The following is a 15,158-nucleotide window of genomic DNA, read 5'->3' as shown; positions in this document are numbered from 1 at the left end:
CACACTGCATAGGTGGCTGCGCGTGTCAAAATTGATGGTTTTCGCCGGGAATGCCAATCCCGAACTCGCCCGCAAGATCGCCGAGAGTCTGGACACCCGCCAGGGCAATGCCACGGTCGGCCAGTTCAGCGACGGCGAGATAGCGGTTGAGATCAACGAGAACGTGCGCGGCAAGGACGTGTTCGTTCTGCAGTCCACCTGTGCGCCGACCAATGAGAACCTGATGGAGCTGATCCTGATGATAGATGCCCTGCGCCGGGCCTCTGCATCGCGGATCACCGCTGTGGTGCCCTACTTCGGCTATGCCCGTCAGGACCGTCGCGTGCGCTCCGCCCGTGTGCCGATCTCGGCCAAGATCGTCGCCGACATGATGGTCAAGGCCGGCGTCGACCGTGTCATGACCATGGACCTCCACGCCGACCAGATCCAGGGCTTCTTCGACGTGCCGGTCGACAACGTCTACGGCTCGCCGATCCTGCTCGATGACATCGAGCGTCAGAACTACGAGAACCTGGTGGTGGTCTCTCCTGACGTCGGCGGCGTGGTGCGTGCCCGCGCCATCGCCAAGCAGCTCAATGCCGATCTTGCCATCATCGACAAGCGTCGCCCCGCGGCCAACCAGGCCCAGGTGATGCACATCATCGGCGAGATCGAAGGACGCAACTGCGTCGTGGTAGATGACATGATCGATACCGCCGGCACCCTGTGCAAGGCCGGCGAAGCGCTCAAGGATCACGGCGCCGAGCGCGTGGTGGCCTACGCTACCCACCCCATTCTCTCGGGACCGGCGGTGGACAATATCGTCGGTTCGGTGCTCGACGAGGTCGTCGTCGCCGATACCATTCCGCTCTCCGAGACGGCGTGCCGCAGCGGCAGGATCCGCCAGCTGAGCGTCGCCGGCCTGATCGCCGAGGCGATCCGTCGGGTGAGCAACGAGGAATCCGTCAGCGCCATGTTCCACTGAGAGAGCTCCACTGAAGGAGCTCCACCTCGGCACGACAGGCGCCGGAAAGCGCCCTTCGGGGCACCCGGAAGTGTCAGGGCTCTGGTCGCGGTCCCTGGCGCTTTCCTACTTCAAGCAAGAGGCAATTCCATGTCCGATTTTATTCTTAATGCCAGCGTTCGTAACGACCTGGGGAAAGGTGCGAGCCGCCGCCTGCGTCGTGCGAACGAGCAGGTTCCCGCCATCATCTATGGTGGCGAGAAGGAGCCACAGCCGATCTCCGTCGAGAAGGCCGCCTTCTACAAGGCGATCGAGGAGGAGGTGTTCTTCTCCTCCATCATCAACCTGGTCGTCGACGGCAAGAGCGAGCAGGTCGTGGTACGCGACCTGCAGCGTCACCCCTTCAAGCCGCTGATCACCCACGCCGACTTCCTGCGTGTGGCAGCCAACCAGGAGTTCACCACCCGTGTGCCGCTGCACCTCGCCGGTGAAGAAGCCTGTGTGGGCATCAAGGACCAGGACGGCGAGCTCCATCAGCTGGCTTCCGACGTCGAGATCAGCTGTCTGCCCAAGGACCTGCCCGACTACCTGGAGTTCGATATCAGCGATCTCGAGGTAGGTGCCATCAAGCACCTCTCCGACCTGAGCCTGCCGGCCGGCGTCACCATCCCGGCACTGGCGCTGGGCGAAGACCACGACGGTCCGATCCTGAGCATCGTCAAGGCCAAGGTGCGCTCCGCGGGTGATGACGCGGAAGATGCCGAAGGCGGCGAAGAAGGCGAGCAGGGCGAGGAGTAATCCTTACCCGCTCCGGGGCCGCGCCAGACGCGGCCCCTCTGCTGATGATCAAGCGCCCCGGCGCTTGATTTTTTTTGGAGGTGACACATGAGTCAGGTCAGAGCGATCATCGGGCTGGGCAATCCCGGCGCCGACTACGAGGCCACCCGCCATAATGCCGGGGCCTGGCTGGTGGAGGCCCTGGCGCGCCGCGCCGGCGGCGAGCTGCGCGCCGACCGCAAGTTCCTGGGCCTGCATGCCAGGGTCCAGTTCGAGGGGCGTGATCTCCATCTGCTCAACCCCACCACCTTCATGAACCGCAGCGGCGGTGCGGTGGCGGCCCTCTGTCAATTCTACAAGCTGGCGCCCGATGAGCTGCTGGTCGTTCACGACGAGCTCGACCTGCCGCCGGGTAGTGCCCGGCTCAAGACCGGCGGTGGCCATGGCGGCCATAACGGCCTGCGCGATATCATCAGCGCCCTGGGCAACACGCGGGACTTCCACCGCCTGCGCCTCGGCATCGGCCACCCCGGCGACTCGCGCCAGGTCACGAACTATGTGCTGGGCCGCCCCGGAAAGGCCGAGCATATCGCCATCGAGGCCGCCATCGACGAGAGCCTGGCCACCCTGCCCGATGCCATCGACGGTCACTGGACCAAGGCCATGAACCGGCTGCACAGCTTTTCAGCCGCCGGCTGACAGGCCAGCCATAGGCTGAGGGTACACGCTGTCAGTCACCCCTTTGCTGGCCGGATGGGCCTTCTTACGGCTGACCGCTTATGGCTTACTGCTCGGTCGAGTAGAATACTCGCTACTTTTCACTCGCGTACACGCTTTCCAGGATGATCCCATGGGTTTCAACTGCGGTATCGTCGGCCTGCCGAATGTCGGCAAGTCGACCCTCTTCAATGCGCTGACCAAGTCCGGCATCGACGCCGAGAACTTCCCCTTCTGCACCATCGAGCCCAACGTGGGCATCGTGCCGATGCCCGACCCGCGACTCGACAAGCTGGCGGAGATCGTCAAGCCGCAGAAGGTGCTGCCGACCACGATGGAGTTCGTCGATATCGCCGGTCTGGTCGCCGGCGCCTCCAAGGGCGAGGGTCTTGGCAACAAGTTCCTGGCCAATATCCGCGAGACGCAGGCCATCGCCCATGTGGTGCGCTGCTTCGATAACGACAACGTGATCCATGTCGCCAACCAGGTCGACCCGCGTGCCGATATCGAGATCATCAACATGGAGCTGGCGCTGGCCGACCTCGACACCGTGGAGCGCGCCATCCAGCGCCTGGTCCGCGTGGCCAAGGGCGGTGACAAGGAGGCCATCGCCACCAAGGCGATCCTCGAGCGCATCCAGCCCCACCTGGCCGAGGGCATGCCGCTGAGAAGCTTCGGGCTGGACGAGGAGGAGCAGCATCAGCTCAAGGGCTTCGGCTTCCTGACCCTCAAGCCCACCATGTACATCGCCAACGTCAACGAGGACGGCTTCGAGTCCAACCCCTACCTGGACGTGGTCCGCGACATCGCGGCAGAGGAAGGGGCCGTGGTGGTACCGGTGTGCAACCAGCTCGAGGCCGAGATCGCCGAGCTGGACAACGAGGAGCGCGCCATGTTCCTCGACGAGATGGGCATGGAAGAGCCCGGTCTCGATCGCGTCATCCGTGCCGGCTACGCCCTCCTCGGTCTGCAGACCTACTTCACCGCCGGAGTGAAGGAGGTGCGCGCCTGGACCGTGAAGGTGGGTGCCACCGCCCCCGAGGCCGCCGGCGTGATCCACACCGATTTCCAGAAGGGCTTCATCCGCGCCGAGGTCGTCGCCTACGAGGACTTCGTCACGCTGGGTGGCGAGCAGGGTGCCAAGGACGCCGGCAAGTGGCGACTGGAGGGCAAGGAGTACATCGTCAAGGATGGCGACGTGATCCACTTCCGTTTCAACGTCTAACGTTTCACCGCCCAAGCCCACGCTCGACGCCAGTCGCCCCCGGCACACCACCGGGGGCGACTGCGTTGAGGGGACGTGAATCCTTGTCGAGGGGGGACTCCCCCGCCCGGCCGCGTGCATGCCACAATGGAGGCATCAGCCCGATGAAAAGGAGAGCCGCCATGCCCCTGAAGACCGACAAGCCCGACGCCGAATGGCGCGAGACGCTTACCCCGGAACAGTACCGCGTCACCCGTGAGAAGGGTACCGAGCCTCCCTTCAGCGGCGACTACCGGGTCACCGACGAGCACGGCATCTACCACTGTGTCTGCTGCAACGCGCCACTGTTCGAGAACGAGCACAAGTTCGACGCCGGCTGTGGTTGGCCGAGCTTCGACCGTCCCATGACCCCTTCCTGCGTGGAGGAGCACGTCGACACCTCCCACGGCATGCGTCGCACCGAGGTGACCTGCGCGCGCTGCAGCGCCCATCTCGGGCACGTCTTCCCCGACGGCCCGCGCGACACCACCGGCCTGCGCTACTGCATCAACTCCGTGGCGCTCGACTTCCACGCCGGCGAGTAGGCCGCGCAATCGGCCCGGGTGTCCCCTGACAGGGCCGTGTATCTGCTAACATGGGCGGCCGATTTCTACAGGCAGGAGAGGCCCATGCTCGGCTGGTACCCGGGACACATGCACAAGGCGCGGCGCCAGATCACCGAGGCGCTGCCGGAGATCGACGTGGTGGTCGAGGTCCTCGACGCCCGCCTGCCCTACTCCAGCGCCAACCCCATGCTGGCGGAGCTGACGCGCCACAAGCCGGTGCTCAAGATCCTCTCCCGGGCCGACCTGGCCGACCCGGAGCGAACCCGGGAGTGGACCGCCCACTTCGACGCCCAGCCCGATATGCGAGCGCTCGCCGTGACCACCACCAGGGTCAAGGAGCTCAAGCGCATCCCCAGGCTCTGCCATGAGCTTGCCGGCCAGATTCGCGCCGACCGAGACGTGCGCGTGATGGTGATGGGCATCCCCAATGTCGGCAAGTCGACCCTGATCAATGGCCTGGCCGGCAAGAGCATCGCCAGGACCGGCAATGAGCCCGCGGTGACCAAACGCCAGCAGAAGGTTCGCATCAACGGGCGCGTCGCCCTTATCGACACACCCGGGGTCCTCTGGCCCAAGATCGAGGACCAGGCCAGCGCCTACCGCCTGGCGGCCAGCGGTGCCATCCGTGACACTGCCATCGACTACGTGGATGTCGCCATGGTCACCGCCGCCGAACTGGCCAGGCGCTACCCCGAGGCCATCACGGCACGCTACCGACTCAAGGCGCTGCCCGGCTACCAGGCCAACCCCGATGCCGACCGGGTGGAGGCCGACGGTCCGGCACGAGTGGACCTGCTCGCCGTGGCCGGGTTCGACGGTCATGCGATCCTGGCCGAGATCGCCGCCAAGCGCGGTGGCCTGCGTCCCGGCGGTGAAGTGGACCTGCACCGTGGCGCCGAGGTGCTGCTGCATGAGCTGCGCGACGGTAAGCTCGGTCGCCTGACCCTGGAGACCCCGGATGATATCCCGCTCGAACCCGCCCTGGAGCCGGACGGCGACGATGACGCCGATCCAGACACCCTCTAATCCTATCGCCCTCGCCGACCAGGACACCGAACGACATGGACACCCCTCCGCTTCGCAAATCCCACAAGCTGCATAATGTCTGCTATGACATCCGCGGCCCGGTACTCGACCACGCCAAGCGCCTGGAAGAGGAAGGCCAGCGCATCCTCAAGCTCAACATCGGCAACCCCGCGCCATTCGGCTTCGAGGCCCCCGAGGAGATCCTCCAGGATGTGATGCGCAACCTGCCCACGGCCCAGGGGTATTGCGACTCCAAGGGACTCTACTCGGCGCGCAAGGCGATCATGCAGGAGTGCCAGCGCCGGGAAATCCCGGGCGTGGGAATCGAGGATATCTATATCGGCAACGGCGTCTCCGAGCTCATCGTGATGACGCTCCAGGCACTGCTCAACGACGGCGACGAGGTACTGATACCGGCGCCCGACTACCCGCTGTGGACCGCCGCCGCCAATCTCTCCGGCGGCCATGCCGTGCACTACCTGTGCGATGAGCAGGCGGACTGGGCCCCGGACCTCGACGATATCCGCGCCAAGATCACCGCTCACACCCGGGCGATCGTGATCATCAACCCCAACAACCCCACCGGGGCGGTCTACCCCCCGGAGGTGCTGCGTGAACTGCTCGAGATCGCCCGCCAGCACGATCTGGTGGTGTTCTCCGACGAGATCTACGACAAGATCCTCTACGACGACGTGCAACATGTCTCCACCGGCGCCCTGGCCGGCGAGGACCAGCTGGTCGTCACCCTGAACGGCCTCTCCAAGAGCTACCGCTGTGCCGGTTTCCGCTCGGGCTGGATGATCCTGTCCGGCAACATCGCCAAGCAGCGTGCCGCCGACTTCATCCAGGGGCTGACCATGCTCGCCTCCATGCGCCTGTGCGCCAATGTGCCGGCCCAGCATGCCATCCAGACCGCCCTCGGTGGCTACCAGTCGATCAACGACCTGATCCTGCCCGGCGGCCGCCTGCGGGCCCAGCGCGATATCACCTTTGAAAAGCTCAACGCCATCCCCGGCGTCTCCTGCGTGAAGCCCAAGGGAGCGCTCTACGCCTTCCCGCGCCTGGACCCCAGGGTCTACAACATCCAGGACGATCAGCAGCTGGTACTCGACCTGCTGCTGCAGGAGAAGATCCTGCTGGTCCAGGGAACCGCCTTCAACTGGCCGGACCCCGACCATGTGCGGATCGTCACCCTGCCCTGGGCCGACCAGCTCGGCGATGCCCTGAACCGTTTCGCCCGCTTCCTGTCGCGCTATCGCCAGTAACTCCCTCACGGGCCGGGCGAACCCGGGGCTTGAAACCCGCACCGCCCGGTCGTATCTAAGCAGTAGCCTGTTCCTGCCGCCCACATCGGGCGGCTTCCTTTCGATGATCGATGGAGATCCACCGACATGATGCGAATCCTGCTCTTCCTGGCCACCAACCTGGCGGTACTGCTGGTGGCCAGCGTCACCCTGCGCCTGCTGGGCGTGGACAGCTATCTCAGCGGCCAGGGCATCAACTTCCAGAGCCTGCTGATCTTCTGCTTCATCTTCGGCATGGCCGGCTCGATGGTCTCGCTGTTCATCTCCAAGTGGATGGCCAAGCGCAGTACCGGCACCGTGGTGATCGAGACACCCTCCAACGCCACCGAGAAGTGGCTGGTGGACACCGTGGCGGAGCTGGCCCGGGATGCCGGCATCAAGACCCCGGAAGTCGGTATCTTCCCGGCCCAGCAGTCCAACGCCTTCGCCACCGGCTGGAACAAGGATGATGCCCTGGTGGCGGTCTCCGCCGGCCTGCTCAACCGCATGCGTCCGGAAGAGGTGCGCGCGGTGCTGGCCCACGAGATCGGCCATGTGGCCAACGGCGACATGGTCACCCTGGCGCTGATTCAGGGCGTGGTGAATACCTTCGTGATGTTCTTCGCCCGGGTGGTCGCCCAGCTGGTCGACCAGTTCCTGCGCGCCCGCAGCGACGGCGAGGGTGGCCTGGGCTTCATGGGCTACTTCGCCGTGGTGATGGTCGCCGAGATCGTCTTCGGCATCGCCGCCTCGGCCATCGTCGCCTGGTTCTCGCGCTTCCGCGAGTATCGCGCCGACGCCGCCGGTGCCAAGCTGGCCGGCTCCGGCGCGATGATCAACGCCCTCGCCCGCCTCAAGGCGGAGACCGAGCTCTCCGACCAGATGCCCGATACCCTGCGCGCCATGGCCATCACCAAGGGGCAGACCCGCTCGCTGGTGGAGCGCCTGTTCGCCAGCCACCCCCCCCTGGATGACCGCATCCGCGCCCTCAAGGAGGCCGCCTACCGACAGTAGAATCGATCAGCGGTAGCCCCCCCTGCTCTCTGTACCGGCCGCATCCGCGCCCTCAAGGAGGCCGCCTACCGACAGTAGGATCGATCAGCGGTAGGCCCCCCTGCTCTCTGTACCGGCCACATCCGCGCCCTCAAGGAGGCCGCCTACCGTCAGTAAGCTTCCCCAATGCAAAAAACCAGAGGGCCCGCCAATGGCGGGCCCTCTGCGTTACGAGGCGAAAATCGTCCTGTCACTCAAGCCGGCGCCCCACACGAAACCCCGCCCCCGCCAGCAGTGTGGCCAGGTGCCGATCCTCTTCGGCCAGGGCCACCTCCAGGGTGGCGAATTCCCGGCGTAGGGGATAGTTCGCGCGACAGGCATCGAAGCCTCTGGCCATGCCCTGCCGGCGGCTAGCGCGCCTCAGGGAGTCATGGTCACGGCGCGGGTCGTAGACGGCGCGCATGGCAAGGCTCAGCGCCTCCTCCTTCTCGAGCCCTTCACCAAGCGTGAGGGAGCGCAGCGGTGGCGTCGGCAGCAGCTCCTCCAGTGTTACCCGGCACGGCAGGCCGAAGGCGCGACACAGCGCACGAGTGACCTGGTGGGTGCCGCGCAGCTTGCCGTCGAGGCTGTAGCCGGCAATATGCGGTGTGGCGACTTCGGCAAGGTCGGCCAGCGAGGCGTCGACGCCCGGTTCATTCTCGAAGACATCGAGAATCGCGCTGATATCTCCCTTTCCGCTCAGGCGGGCGCGCAGTGACTGGCCATCGACACAATCACCGCGCCCGGCGTTGAGCAGCAACGACCCCGGTGCCAGGGCGGCGATGCGCTCGGCATCCAGCAGATGGTGGGTGGCATGGGGACCCTGACGAACCAGAGGGGTGTGCAGGCAGAACACGTCGCATTCGTCGATCAGGGTATCCAGACTCACGAAGCCGGCCAACGCCTCGTCCTCGGCACCCACCCTCCCGGCACGCTCCGCCTCGACCCGGGGCGGGTCGCAGGCCAGACAGTCAACGCCCATGGCCGAGAGACGCGCCAGCAGCCGCCCGCCTACATTGCCGGCTCCGACGACGCCAACCCGGCGCTCGGCAAGCCGCCAGCCCTGCCGCTCGGCAAGCGTCAGCAGGCTGATCAGCACGTAGTCGACCACCGCCTCGGCGTTGCAGCCCGGGGCGCTGGCGAAGGTGATGCCGCGCTCGGCCAGCAGCCGGGTATCGACATGATCGGTCCCGATGGTGCAGGTGCCCACGAAGCGCAAGCGTGATGCCTCGGCGAGCAGCGACTCGTCGACCCGCGTGATGGAGCGAACCACCAGGGCATCGATATCCCGCAGGGACGCGGCATCGATCTCGCGGCCCGGCAGGCGCACCACCTCACCCAGTGCCGCGAGGCACGTCTGTGCGGCAGGCACATTGGCATCGACGAGTATCTTCATAAGACGTTGTCCAGCTCCGACAAGGCATTACAATACGCCCTACCTTATCACCTCGCCGTCCAGGCCGGCACAGAGCAGCTCGGGAGCTTCGATGATCATTCGCTGGGAAACCGACCATGACTATGTCCTGGTGCATATCCACCAGGACATGTTTGGCGACTGGATCTTCAGCCGCGCCTGGGGGCAGATCGGCACCCAGTTCGGCGGGCTGAAGCACCAGCTGGCCGATGACCGCGAGCAGACCCTGATGTGGCTGGCCGATGAGGCCACCATCCAGGCATCACGGGGCTTTCGCAAGGTGCTGGAAGTGGAGGATCACAGCCCCGAGGGACGAGAAGCGATGAGCCAGCTATCCCTACTCGAGACGTAAGCTGGAAGGCAGCATGAGTCGGCCCACCAAGGTCTCAAGCCCCTTCTTCGAGCTTCTCGCTTCCAGGAGCGAAGCGACGCTCTTCAAGCTCAAGCCGGCTTAGCTCAGATAGCGCCGCCCACCGCGCACTATCGCACCACACGTTTCCGGTGCCTCGTCCTCACCATTCAGCCGGCGACGCAGCGCCTGCCAGGCCTCATCATCCAGCCAGCCGCGCGCCTCGAGCCAGGACGCCAGGCGCTCCGGCTCGAAGCCGCGGTCGAGCTCGTTGCCTGCGGCATCCACCAGCACCGGAATGCGCACCCCGTAGCGAGCCAGCAGGAGATCATCCTCGCTGATCTCGACTCGCTCGAGCCCCACCGGCTCACGAGATAACTGTGCCAGCAGCCCCTCCAGCTGCTGGCAGAGATGACACCCCAGCGTCGTATAGAGGGTCAGCTGGATCATGCCGAAGCCTCCCCGTCCCCTCGATGACGGATCAGGAAGACATGGTGCAGATCGGGGTTGCGCACGAAGTCGGGGTCGAAGGTCTGCCCCGAGATCTCCTTCACCGCGTAGTGCTCGACCAGATCGGCATCCAGCTTGAAGCGGCGCTGGTTGTTGGAGAACACCAGCGTCCCACCCGGCGCCAGGCGCGCCATGGCCAGGCGAACCAGCCGGCCATGGTCGCGCTGGATATCCAGGGTCTCCTCCATCTTCTTGGAGTTGGAAAAGGTGGGCGGATCCATGAAGATCAGATCGAACTCGGCATTGGCACGCTCGAGCCAGCGCAGGCAATCCTCGCGCACCACGCGATGCCGCCCCGGGTCGAGGCGGTTGAGGGCGAAGTTGTCCCGCGCCCACTGCAGGTAGGTGTTGGAGAGATCGACACTGACGCTCTCCGTGGCACCGCCTGCCTCCCCGTTGCCCAGCGCCGCCTGCACGGTGGCGGCCCCGGTGTAGCAGAAGAGGTTGAGGAAGCGCCTGCCCGCCGCCATCTCGCCAAGCATCCGGCGAACCGGGCGGTGGTCGAGGAACAGACCGGTGTCCAGGTAGTCGCGCAGGTTGATCCACAGCCTGGCCGGCCCTTCCCGAACCTCGAAACGCTCGCCGGTGGCGGCCTGCTTCTCATACTGGGCACGCCCGCTCTGACGCTGCCGCCGCTTGACCACCACCCGCGTGGGGGCCACCTCGAGCACCTCGGGGATCACCGCCAATGCCTCGAACAGCCGCTTCTGGGCCTGGTCGACATCCACCGACTTCGGTGCGGCATACTCCTGCACATGCACCCAGTCGGCGTAGACGTCCACCGCCATCGCATACTCGGGCATATCGGCATCATAGAGGCGGTAGCAGCTCTCGCCGCTCTTCTTCAGCCACTTCTTCAGGCGCCGGCGATTCTTCTCCAACCGATTGGCGAACATCTGCGCCCCTTGCGAGCGCGCCGGCGTAGCCGCCGCCTGCCCATCCTGCCGTTCGGGCACCGCCATCAGCAGCAGCTTGGCCTCCAGGGGGCCATTGCGCAGTGCGTACTGCTTGTGGGCGCGCAGGCCGATGCGATGGCCGAGATCGGGGTTAGCGGTGAAAACCGCCAGCTGCCAGCCAGGAAAGGCGTCGCGCACCCTCTCGCCCAGCCGGGCATAGAGGGTCACCAGCTCGGGCAGCTCGCCGAGGCGCTCGCCATAGGGTGGGTTGGTGATCAATAGCCCCGGCGACGCCTCCGCAAGGCCCTGGGGACTCGCCAGCTCGCCGAGCCCCGCGCCGCGAAGCTCGATCAGCGCCGGGATGCCGGCACGCATGGCATTGGCCTTGGCGGCGGCAAGCGCCGCCGGGCTCTGGTCGAAGCCGTAGAATCGCGAGCGACAGCGCTTGCGGCCGATGCTCGCCCGCGCCTCGGCCTCGCGCCTGAGTTCTCGCCAGCCCGCCTCGTCATGGCCCGCCCAACCGTGAAAGCCGAAGCGGTCACGCGCCAGACCGGGGGCCATATCGGCCGCCATCATGGCCGCCTCGATCAACAGGGTCCCGGCACCACACAGTGGGTCCACCAGCGGGGCGCCCTGGCGAGCCAGCTCGGGCCAGCCGGCACGCAACAGCAGTGCCGCGGCCAGGTTCTCCTTGAGCGGCGCATGACCGACATCGCGGCGATAGCCACGACGATGAAGACTCACGCCCGAGAGGTCGATGCCCACCACCAGGCGACCGCGATGCAGATTGGCGTAGCAGCGCAGGTCGGGCTGCTTGAGGTCCACCGAAGGACGCGGGAGGCCTCGGGCCTGCAGGCGATCCACCACACCATCCTTCACCGTCTGGGCGCCGAAGCGGGTATGACGGATCGCCTCGCTGCGACCATGGAAGTCCACCGCCAGGCTGGCGGAGAGGGGCAGGTGCGCCTCCCAGGGAATCGCAGCTATCGCCTCTCGAAGCTGCTCGGGCGTGGCGATGCCCTCATCGCGAACCAGACACAGGATCACCCGGTTGGCGAGGCGTGACCACAGGCAGACCCGATAGGCGGTGACCCGATCGGCTCGCGCACTTACCGCCCCCACCGTGCTCTTGACGGGCACGGCACCGAGGGCTTCCAGCTCCTCGCTCAGCAGTTCCTCGAGGCCACGGGGGCAGGTTACCTGTAGATCAAGGGAAGGGTCGGATGGAGTCGGATTCATCGGCAATCACCGCGGAGGCAGAAGGGTAAATGTGCACCATGTCAGGCAGGTGAACGAGTTGTTACAAATCGTTGGTCGACAACGCGGAGCGAGTTGCGCTATCTATAGGGCAGTAGCTACGAAGAACACGCATGCGTTTGCTGTCATCGAGTCCGCCCCTTCACATTACTGGGCTCGAGGCCTGTTACGGCTCGGCACGAGTCACTCCCGAGCCAGTTAGATACCTTATCAAGAGGTAGTCCAATGAAACGACAGAAACGTGATCGCTTCCAGCGTGCCTATACGCATGGCTACAAGGCAGGTGTCTCAGGACGCTCCCGTGATGACTGTCCCAGTCAGGACGTCAATCTTCGTGAATACTGGATGAGCGGTTGGCGTGAAGGTCGTGGGGATCAATGGGACGGCATGACCGGTATTTCCGGCATCCACAAGAACCCCATGGTGGTGTGAACCCGAAACCTGAATCAAGCGAGATTCACGCTTCCTCAAGCCCGCGGCGAGCCGTGGGCTTTTTGCGTTCCGTGCACCTCTATCCAGCATACTTCTATCCAGCACACCTCTATCCAGCACACCTTTCTCTCAGCGCGTTTCACGCAAGGCTCGGCTGCACTCCGCCACCAGCGCCGGGCCGCGGTAGATGAACCCCGAATAGAGCTGTACCAGATCGGCGCCGGCCTCACGCTTGGCCACCGCCGCCTCGCCGCTGTCGATGCCACCCACCCCGATGATCGGCATCTCGGGAAGACGGCGGCGAAGCTCGCGGATAACGCGACTGGAGGACTCGAATACCGGCCGCCCCGAGAGCCCCCCCTGTTCGTCGGCATGGGCCAGCCCCTCGACGGCCTCCCGCGAGACGGTGGTATTGGTGGCAATCACCCCGTCGATTTCATTCGCCGCCAGACACTGGGAGACCAGCCCCACCTCGTCGGCATCCATGTCCGGCGCGATCTTCACCGCCAGGGGCACCCGGCGCCCGCTGTCGCGATCGAGACGCGAACCCGCCTCGCGTAGCGCCGACAGCAGACCATCGAGGTGGTCACCGAACTGCAGGTTACGCAGCCCGGGGGTGTTGGGCGAGGAGATGTTCACGGTGATGTAGTGGGCGTGAGGGTGCACCTTCTCCAGGCATGCCAGGTAGTCATCTACCGCCCGCTCGACCGGGGTCGTCAGGTTCTTGCCGATATTGATGCCGATCACGCCGTCGAAGCGACTGGCCCGGACCCTGGCCACCAGATGGTCGACCCCCGCGTTGTTGAACCCCATGCGATTGATGATGGCGCCCGCCTCCGGCAGGCGAAACAGCCGTGGCCGCGGATTGCCGGACTGTGGCCGGGGCGTTACGGTCCCCACCTCCACGAAGCCGAAGCCCAGCGCGCCCAGGGCATCGAGATGATCCGCGTTCTTGTCGAGCCCGGCGGCCAGGCCGACCCGGTTGGGGAAGCGCAGCCCCATCAGCTCCACCGGGTCCTCCACCCGCTCGCCCCCCAGGCGTGCCGCCACTCCCAGGCGACCGGCCAGATCCAGCCCCTTCAAGGCCACGCCATGGGCGGTTTCGGCGTCCAGGCGAAAGAGCAGCGAACGAGCGAGGGAATACATGGCGTCTCCGGCGGGTGGTGGTCGCGAGCGGGCGAGAGTATAGCAGTGCCTTCCGCCAGAAACGACGTCACAGCCGACAGCCAGCACCAATTTTGTGATCTACTGTAGGCCGCCAAGACATACCGGGGGATGGGGCATCACTGCCACACCGCCGAGGAGCCAGGGAGACTGACATGGCCGACACCACCGAAACCCTCGAACACCGCCTGTCCCGGATCCATCGCGCCCTGGGGGAGAACCGCCTCGACGCCGTCGACGCCGTGCTGGCCGATCTGGAGCCCGCCGAGATTGCCCTGCTGCTGGAGTCGCTGCCGCCGGTGGCCCGTATCCAGCTCTGGAAACGAGTTCCGGGGGAGGTCGACGGCGAAGTGCTGCTGCACGTCCATGATGAGGTGCGCAGCACCCTGCTCGATGATATGGACCACGAGGAGATCGTGGCCGCTGCTACCAGCATGGACACCACGGACCTGGCGGAGATCTTCGAGGATCTGCCCCAGCAGGTGGCCGAGGACATGCTGCGCTCCATGGACGCCCTGCAGCGCGAACGCCTGGAGGAGACCCTCTCCTTCGAGGAGGACAGCGCTGGTCGGCTGATGCGCACCGACACCATCGCGGTGCGCAGCGATGTCAGCCTGGAGACGGTGTGCCGCTTCCTGCGCTGGAAGGAGTCGATTCCCGACAACACCCACCTGTTGATGGTGGTCGACCGTGACGGCCTGTTCCAGGGCACCCTGCCGATGGCACGCCTGATCAGCCATCCGCCCGAGATGGCGGTGGCCGACCTGATGGACCATGAGGTGGACAGCATCCGGGTCGATATGAAGTCGCGTGACGTGGCCACCCTGTTCCAGACCCACGACCTCTCCTCGGCGCCCGTGGTGGATGAGTCGAGCCTGCTGCTCGGCCGCATCGTCATCGACGATATCGTCGACGTCATCCGCGAGGATTCCGAACAGGCGCTGATGAACATGGCCGGCCTCGACGAGGAGGAGGACCTGTTCGCCCCCGTGCTGCCCAGCGCCAAGCGTCGTGCCGTCTGGCTGGGCATCAATCTGCTCACCGCCTTCCTGGCCGCCTGGGTGATCGGGCGCTTCGAGGATGCCCTGGAACAGATCGTCGCCCTGGCGGTATTGATGCCGATCGTCGCCAGCATGGGCGGCATCGCCGGCAGCCAGACCCTGACCCTGGCCATACGCGGCCTGGCCCTGGGACAGATCAGCACTACCAACAGCGCCTGGCTGCTGCGCAAGGAGGTCGGCATCGCCATCCTCAACGGCTTGCTCTGGGCCCTGGTCGTGGCGGTACTGGCACTGCTGTGGTTCAAGAGTGTCGCCATCAGCGTGATCATCGCCGCCGCCCTGACGATCAACATGCTGGCGGCGGGTATCGCCGGCATTCTCGTCCCGCTGCTGCTCAAGCGTGTCGGTATCGACCCGGCGCTGTCCGGCTCGGTGATTCTGACCACGGTGACCGATGTGGTGGGCTTCATGTCCTTTCTGGGCCTGGCCACCTATTTCCTGCTCTAGACTCACTCTCTTCTTAAGGCCCTGCCGCCTCTGCTCGCCCC

The 15,158-nt window shown here is 65.6% G+C and carries 15 protein-coding genes; 11 read left to right on the top strand and 4 right to left on the bottom strand.

Going from position 1 to position 15,158, the window contains the following annotated elements; all coding sequences use genetic code 11:
- Positions 1–22 precede the first annotated feature (22 nt).
- From RM463_RS04975 to htpX, 8 genes are all read left to right on the top strand, one after another.
- On the top strand, positions 23–964 hold the full coding sequence (locus tag RM463_RS04975; RefSeq protein ID WP_195689480.1) for a ribose-phosphate pyrophosphokinase: 942 nt from the start codon (positions 23–25) through the stop codon (positions 962–964).
- 129 nt (positions 965–1,093) lie between these two features.
- Positions 1,094–1,741: a 50S ribosomal protein L25/general stress protein Ctc gene (locus tag RM463_RS04970; protein WP_161422488.1), complete on the top strand. Its 648-nt coding sequence runs from the start codon at positions 1,094–1,096 to the stop codon at positions 1,739–1,741.
- 87 nt (positions 1,742–1,828) lie between these two features.
- Positions 1,829–2,419, top strand: coding sequence for an aminoacyl-tRNA hydrolase (pth, locus tag RM463_RS04965; protein ID WP_161422487.1), 591 nt, complete (start codon positions 1,829–1,831; stop codon positions 2,417–2,419).
- A 151-nt stretch (positions 2,420–2,570) separates the two neighbouring features.
- Positions 2,571–3,662 carry a redox-regulated ATPase YchF gene (ychF, locus tag RM463_RS04960; protein ID WP_195689482.1) on the top strand — a complete coding sequence of 364 codons (1,092 nt, stop codon included), beginning with the start codon at positions 2,571–2,573 and terminating at the stop codon, positions 3,660–3,662.
- A gap of 161 nt (positions 3,663–3,823) precedes the next feature.
- Positions 3,824–4,225: a peptide-methionine (R)-S-oxide reductase MsrB gene (gene msrB, locus RM463_RS04955; RefSeq protein ID WP_311429224.1), complete on the top strand. Its 402-nt coding sequence runs from the start codon at positions 3,824–3,826 to the stop codon at positions 4,223–4,225.
- 84 nt (positions 4,226–4,309) lie between these two features.
- On the top strand, positions 4,310–5,272 hold the full coding sequence (gene ylqF / locus RM463_RS04950) for a ribosome biogenesis GTPase YlqF (RefSeq protein WP_311429223.1): 963 nt from the start codon (positions 4,310–4,312) through the stop codon (positions 5,270–5,272).
- Between the two features lie 35 nt (positions 5,273–5,307).
- Positions 5,308–6,537 carry a pyridoxal phosphate-dependent aminotransferase gene (locus tag RM463_RS04945; RefSeq protein ID WP_311429222.1) on the top strand — a complete coding sequence of 410 codons (1,230 nt, stop codon included), beginning with the start codon at positions 5,308–5,310 and terminating at the stop codon, positions 6,535–6,537.
- 126 nt (positions 6,538–6,663) lie between these two features.
- On the top strand, positions 6,664–7,569 hold the full coding sequence (gene htpX / locus RM463_RS04940) for a protease HtpX (RefSeq protein ID WP_311429221.1): 906 nt from the start codon (positions 6,664–6,666) through the stop codon (positions 7,567–7,569).
- Between the two features lie 229 nt (positions 7,570–7,798).
- Here htpX and pdxB read toward each other — a convergent pair whose 3' ends face one another.
- Complete coding sequence (gene pdxB, locus RM463_RS04935; protein ID WP_311429220.1) at positions 7,799–8,983, bottom strand: 4-phosphoerythronate dehydrogenase PdxB; 1,185 nt, start codon at positions 8,981–8,983, stop codon at positions 7,799–7,801.
- Between the two features lie 91 nt (positions 8,984–9,074).
- Between pdxB and RM463_RS04930 the strand changes: the two genes are divergently transcribed.
- Positions 9,075–9,353 carry a hypothetical protein gene (locus tag RM463_RS04930; protein WP_195689488.1) on the top strand — a complete coding sequence of 93 codons (279 nt, stop codon included), beginning with the start codon at positions 9,075–9,077 and terminating at the stop codon, positions 9,351–9,353.
- Between the two features lie 99 nt (positions 9,354–9,452).
- On the opposite strand, the gene RM463_RS04925 is transcribed toward RM463_RS04930, so the two are convergent.
- Together RM463_RS04925 and rlmKL are read right to left on the bottom strand one after the other, a co-directional pair.
- Positions 9,453–9,800 (bottom strand): glutaredoxin family protein, encoded by a 348-nt coding sequence (locus RM463_RS04925; protein ID WP_311429219.1) that lies wholly within the window; start codon positions 9,798–9,800, stop codon positions 9,453–9,455.
- Positions 9,797–11,995, bottom strand: coding sequence for a bifunctional 23S rRNA (guanine(2069)-N(7))-methyltransferase RlmK/23S rRNA (guanine(2445)-N(2))-methyltransferase RlmL (gene rlmKL, locus RM463_RS04920; protein WP_311429218.1), 2,199 nt, complete (start codon positions 11,993–11,995; stop codon positions 9,797–9,799). Before rlmKL ends, RM463_RS04925 begins: the two co-directional genes overlap by 4 nt.
- 243 nt (positions 11,996–12,238) lie before the next feature.
- Between rlmKL and rmf the strand changes: the two genes are divergently transcribed.
- On the top strand, positions 12,239–12,445 hold the full coding sequence (gene rmf / locus RM463_RS04915) for a ribosome modulation factor (RefSeq protein ID WP_132042248.1): 207 nt from the start codon (positions 12,239–12,241) through the stop codon (positions 12,443–12,445).
- 129 nt (positions 12,446–12,574) lie between these two features.
- Here rmf and RM463_RS04910 read toward each other — a convergent pair whose 3' ends face one another.
- Complete coding sequence (locus tag RM463_RS04910; protein WP_311429217.1) at positions 12,575–13,591, bottom strand: quinone-dependent dihydroorotate dehydrogenase; 1,017 nt, start codon at positions 13,589–13,591, stop codon at positions 12,575–12,577.
- A 173-nt stretch (positions 13,592–13,764) separates the two neighbouring features.
- Between RM463_RS04910 and mgtE the strand changes: the two genes are divergently transcribed.
- Complete coding sequence (gene mgtE / locus RM463_RS04905; RefSeq protein ID WP_311429216.1) at positions 13,765–15,117, top strand: magnesium transporter; 1,353 nt, start codon at positions 13,765–13,767, stop codon at positions 15,115–15,117.
- The last annotated feature ends 41 nt before the right edge of the window (positions 15,118–15,158 follow it).

Source organism: Halomonas sp. LES1 (assembly GCF_031846005.1).
Lineage (GTDB): Bacteria > Pseudomonadota > Gammaproteobacteria > Pseudomonadales > Halomonadaceae > Halomonas.
The sequence above is the reverse complement of the archived record's forward strand: the minus strand, read 5'-3'. Positions and strand labels throughout refer to the sequence as shown.

Bases quoted from the DNA above. Each gene is read 5' to 3' on its own strand.
- msrB (WP_311429224.1), top strand. From the start codon at position 3,824: ATGCCCCTGAAGACCGACAAGCCCGACGCCGAATGGCGCGAGACGCTT.
- RM463_RS04970 (WP_161422488.1), top strand. From the start codon at position 1,094: ATGTCCGATTTTATTCTTAATGCCAGCGTTCGTAACGACCTGGGGAAA.
- rmf (WP_132042248.1), top strand. From the start codon at position 12,239: ATGAAACGACAGAAACGTGATCGCTTCCAGCGTGCCTATACGCATGGC.
- ychF (WP_195689482.1), top strand. From the start codon at position 2,571: ATGGGTTTCAACTGCGGTATCGTCGGCCTGCCGAATGTCGGCAAGTCG.
- RM463_RS04945 (WP_311429222.1), top strand. From the start codon at position 5,308: ATGGACACCCCTCCGCTTCGCAAATCCCACAAGCTGCATAATGTCTGC.
- RM463_RS04925 (WP_311429219.1), bottom strand. From the start codon at position 9,800: ATGATCCAGCTGACCCTCTATACGACGCTGGGGTGTCATCTCTGCCAG.
- ylqF (WP_311429223.1), top strand. From the start codon at position 4,310: ATGCTCGGCTGGTACCCGGGACACATGCACAAGGCGCGGCGCCAGATC.
- pdxB (WP_311429220.1), bottom strand. From the start codon at position 8,983: ATGAAGATACTCGTCGATGCCAATGTGCCTGCCGCACAGACGTGCCTC.
- pth (WP_161422487.1), top strand. From the start codon at position 1,829: ATGAGTCAGGTCAGAGCGATCATCGGGCTGGGCAATCCCGGCGCCGAC.
- mgtE (WP_311429216.1), top strand. From the start codon at position 13,765: ATGGCCGACACCACCGAAACCCTCGAACACCGCCTGTCCCGGATCCAT.
- rlmKL (WP_311429218.1), bottom strand. From the start codon at position 11,995: ATGAATCCGACTCCATCCGACCCTTCCCTTGATCTACAGGTAACCTGC.
- RM463_RS04910 (WP_311429217.1), bottom strand. From the start codon at position 13,591: ATGTATTCCCTCGCTCGTTCGCTGCTCTTTCGCCTGGACGCCGAAACC.
- htpX (WP_311429221.1), top strand. From the start codon at position 6,664: ATGATGCGAATCCTGCTCTTCCTGGCCACCAACCTGGCGGTACTGCTG.
- RM463_RS04930 (WP_195689488.1), top strand. From the start codon at position 9,075: ATGATCATTCGCTGGGAAACCGACCATGACTATGTCCTGGTGCATATC.